This window comes from Streptomyces sp. NPDC056948, assembly GCF_042674225.1.
Classification (GTDB): Bacteria; Actinomycetota; Actinomycetes; order Streptomycetales; family Streptomycetaceae; genus Streptomyces; species Streptomyces purpurascens.
This window is the reverse complement of the sequence record NZ_JBHUQX010000581.1, coordinates 1-4,500: the sequence shown is the minus strand read 5'-3', so window position 1 is coordinate 4,500 and position 4,500 is coordinate 1. Positions and strand designations below refer to the sequence as shown.

Here is a 4,500-nt window from a genome sequence, read left to right as displayed (position 1 = left end):
CGAAGGTACGGATTGGTGGCCGGGTTCGGCGGCCGGTACGGCGTACCCGGCGCGTAGGGCCCGGCTTCCCTCCCGTACGACGCCCGCTCGCCTCGCGGATCGCCCCGGTCCCCGGACCGCCCGGTGCCCTCGGCGTGCTGGCCCCTGCTCTCGTCGTGCCGCCCGGTGTCCTCGGCGTGCCGGCCCTTGCTCTCGTCGTGCCGCCCGGTGTCCTCGTCGTACCGGCTCGGCCCCGAGCCGCCCCCTGTCGCTGTCGACCCGTCCCCACGGGCCAACGCCGCCGCCGACCGCCCGGCGGCCCCGCTCGCCCACGCCAGCGACGCCCCCACGGCCCCGGCCCCCGCGCCCCACACCGCGCCCAGCAGCAGGGCCATGCCGAGATGCCCGTGCAGTTCGATGCCCGCGCCGAACGCGTCGAAGCCGAGCACGGACAGGGAGGCGGTCACGGACACTTCCGTCAGCCAGGCCAGCAACGGCAGGGCCAACGCCGTAGCGACCCCCAGCCGCAGCGCGCACCTGCCCGCGAAACCGAGGGCACCGGAACCCCGTACCGCCGCCCCCGCCCCCATCCCCGCGACGCTCCCCACCGGCGATCGCACCGCCGTCAGCACCCCCGCCAGCATCATCATCAGTGCCGCCGCCACCCCGAGCAGCCACACCCGCCCGTCCAGCTCGGCCAGCCTCCCCAGCGTCACCTGCTGGTCGGGCCGGGCCGCGAGCAGATCGTCCAGCGGATCCGGCAGGAAACGGGTCAGTTCACCCGTCGCCCGGCCGTCCCACGGCACGAACAGGCCGATCGGCACGCCCAGCCACACCCCGTTCGGCGCCCCGAGCAGCGCCGCGCCGGCGATGCGCTCAGGATGCTCGTCGCCGCTCGCCGCGTACGCCGCCGCGGCGAACCCCGCCGCCACGGCCACCAGCAGCACGGTCACCACCGCGGAAACGGCCGGCCGTACGACCCGGTGGACGGCCTCCCACCCCCGGGGCAGCGGCGTGCGGCGCGAGGCCAGCAGGGCGACGAGGAGGATCCCGGCCGACCAGCCAAGACCGCCGAACAGGGTGGGCACGGTGTCGACGGTGAAACCGACCGCCGCCCGCGCGTCGACCAGGTCCCCGATCCGGTCCGGCAGCAGCCCGCCGATGTCCCCGACGTCCCCGAGCCCGGGGATCTCCAGGCCGCCGCTTCCGCCCTCGCCCCCGCCGGTCAGGTCGTCCAGCCCCAGCGAGCCGCCGTCGATCGTGATGACGTCGTGCCCCGCCCAGGCCAGCCCGCCCAGCATCGCCACGAACAACGCGACCACCGCGCCCGCACGCGCGAGGAGTTCGGCCGGTGAGATCACAACTCCCGCCGCCCGCAAGGAGCGCAGGAAGAAGTACGACAGCAGCACCGCCCCGACCAGGCTCACCCCCAGTGGCGTGATCTCGATGGCCGTGTCCGCCTCCGCGCCCGTGAGGCCGAACACCGACACATCGCCGGACGGTGTGACCGAACCACCCGCCCCAAGGGCCACCACCGCCGCGGTCATCGGCCCCAACGAGCCCGCCGTGTCCGCCTCCAGCAGACGCAGCCCCAGCGCCGCCGTGCCCGCCATCCCGATCAACGCCCAGCTCACAGCGGCGACGGCGGACATCAGCACGTCCCCCCACGGCACGCGCGTGCCGTCACTCGCCCTCTCGACACCTGTACCGGCACCCATGGCAGACCCCCCGATCCGCTACGCGACGGGAACACCGCCCATGTCCCCCTCGCGACGAAATACCACTCTCCGGCCCGGTTTCAACCCCGTCAACGGAATCGGCTGAGACGTCCGTACGCGGTTTTCACAAGGCCCGACTTTCGGTCAGGGGGCCGCTCCTGAAATAGTTCCCCCCGATGTTCGACATCCCTAGACTCCCCATGTCGGGGGTAACTCGGGGGACAACTCAGTGGGGCATGGAGTGCCGGAACTCGTACTGGAATCAAACGGACGTACCTGGACGCTCGATCCGTCCAGGGCATACACCCTCGGACGTGATCCGCAGGGGGACGTCGTCTTCGACGACGCCAGGGTCTCCTGGCGTCACGCCACGGTCAGCTTCAGCGGCCGCAGTTGGGTCATCGAGGACCATGGCAGCACCAACGGCACGTTCGTGCAGGGTCAGCGGATCCACCACATGGAACTCGGCCCGGGCTCGGCGGTGAACCTGGGCAACGCCACCGACGGACCGCTGCTGAGCCTCTCCGACGCCGCGGCCTCCGTCGCCACGCCGCAGGCCCAGCCGCAGCAGCAGCCGTACGCCGCGCAGGGCGCGAACCCGGGCTGGGCCCAGCAGGCGCCCTCCCAGCAGCAGGCTCCGCAGGCGGGCTGGCAGCAGCCGCAGCAGCCCGGCGGGCACATCCCGCAGCAGCAGGGCCCCGGCGGTGCCGCGGGGGCGCCGCCGGCCCACGGCGACCGCAGCCCCACCACGTTCCACCAGTTCTCCCTCGGCCGCGTGATGCGCATCGGCCGTGCCCTGGAGAACGAGCTGGTCGTCTCCGACCTGCAGGTCTCCCGGAACCACGCCGAGTTCCACGCCACGCCCGACGGCCGCATGGAGATCCGCGACCTCGGTTCGCACAACGGCACGTACGTCAACGGCCTGCCGATCCCCAAGGGCGGCGGGCAGTTGCTCGGCCCGGCCGATGTCGTCGGCGTCGGCCACTCGACGTTCCGGATCGTCGGCGACCGGCTCGAGGAGTTCGTCGACACCGGTGAGGTGTCCTTCTCCGCCCGCCATCTGACCGTCACGGTCGACGGCGGCAAGCAGATCCTCAAGGACGTCTCCTTCGGCGTCCCCGAGAAGTCGCTCATCGCGGTCATCGGCCCGTCCGGCTCCGGCAAGTCGACCCTGCTCAAGGCACTCACCGGCTACCGCCCGGCCGACCAGGGCGAGGTCCTCTACGACAACCGGAACCTCTACAAGCAGTTCGCCGAGCTGCGCCAGCGCATCGGTCTGGTCCCGCAGGACGACATCCTGCACAAGGAACTGACCGTCAAGAAGGCGCTGAAGTACGCGGCCAAGCTCCGCTTCCCCGCCGACACCACGCCCCGCGAGCGCGAGGCCCGTATCGACGAGGTACTGCGCGAGCTGAAGCTGGACATCCACAAGGAGAAGAAGGTCACCTCCCTCTCCGGTGGCCAGCGCAAGCGCGTCTCCGTGGCCCTGGAGCTGCTCACCAAGCCCTCGCTGATCTTCCTGGACGAGCCGACCTCCGGCCTCGACCCGGGCATGGACCGCGACGTCATGCAGCTCCTGCGCGGCCTCGCCGACGACGGCCGTACGGTCCTCGTCGTCACCCACTCCGTGGCCGAGCTGGCGATCTGCGACAAGCTCCTGGTGATGGCCCCGGGCGGTGCTGTCGCCTACTTCGGTCCGCCCGAGGAGGCGCTGAACTTCTTCGGCTACGACACCTGGGCCGATGTCTTCTCCGCCTTCGAGAACTACCGCGACTACGACTGGGCGGGCCGTTGGAAGGGCTCGCAGCACTACCAGATGTACGCCGCGGACATCGACGCCGTGGCGCCGCAGTCCGTACAGGTTCCGCCCATGCAGGCGATGAAGCCGCCGAAGCCACAGGGCTGGATGTCCCAGTTCGTCACGCTGGTGCGGCGCTACGTCTCGGTGATCGTGTCCGACAAGGGCTTCCTCGCCCTGATGGTGATCCTGCCGGCCGTGCTCGGCGCGGTCAGCCTCCTCATCGACGCGGACAAGGGCCTGCTGCCGAACCCTGCCAACCCGCAGACCGGCCGGATCATCCCGAACGGCACCGCCACCACGGTCCTGCTGATCCTCGCGGTCGGCGCCTGCTTCGCGGGCGCGGCGAACTCCGTCCGTGAGCTGATCAAGGAACGGGTCATCTATGAGCGGGAGCGCGCGACCGGCCTGTCACGCTCTGCGTATCTGATGTCCAAGGTGTTCGTGCTCGGCATGATCACCGTGCTGCAGGGCCTGCTGGTCGGCGTCATCGGCTTCTCCAGCCGGGAGATCCCCGAGGAGGGCCTGGTCTTCGGCAGCGCCACGCTCGTCGAGCTGTCCGTGCCGATCATGGCCCTGGGCTTCACCTCGATGATGTTCGGCCTGATCATCTCCGCGCTGGTGAAGACCGCCGAGAAGACCATGCCGCTGCTGGTGATGTTCGCCATCATCCAGGTCGTCTTCACGGGCTGCCTGTTCACGCTGCACGGCTCGATCGGCGTCAACCAGTTCTCGTTCCTGATGCCGTCGCGCTGGGCGGTCGCCGCGTCCGGCGCCACGCTGGACTTCAACAAGATCGCCCCGCCGGAGACCGCCGGCGACAACGATCCGCTGTGGGAGCACACGGTCGGCGCCTGGGCCATGGACATGGGCGCGCTCCTCGCGCTCGGCGTGCTCTGCGGCTTCTTCGTGGCCCGCTTCCTGCGCCGCCACGAGCCCGAGGTCATGCGCAAGTAGTCACCTCGGTAAGACAGACGCCCGAAGGGCGGCACCTCGTCAGGAGGG

Annotated in this window: 2 protein-coding genes; one reads left to right on the top strand and one right to left on the bottom strand. The window is 71.0% G+C overall.

Annotated elements, in window-relative coordinates; genetic code table 11:
* A partial coding sequence (locus tag ACFTZL_RS41480) for a streptophobe family protein (protein WP_382594747.1) occupies positions 1–1,697 on the bottom strand: 1,697 nt, incomplete at its 3' end.
* A 241-nt stretch (positions 1,698–1,938) separates the two neighbouring features.
* On the opposite strand from ACFTZL_RS41480, the gene ACFTZL_RS41475 reads away from it, so the two are divergent.
* Positions 1,939–4,452 carry an FHA domain-containing protein gene (locus ACFTZL_RS41475; RefSeq protein WP_382594744.1) on the top strand — a complete coding sequence of 838 codons (2,514 nt, stop codon included), beginning with the start codon at positions 1,939–1,941 and terminating at the stop codon, positions 4,450–4,452.
* Positions 4,453–4,500: the final 48 nt, after the last annotated feature.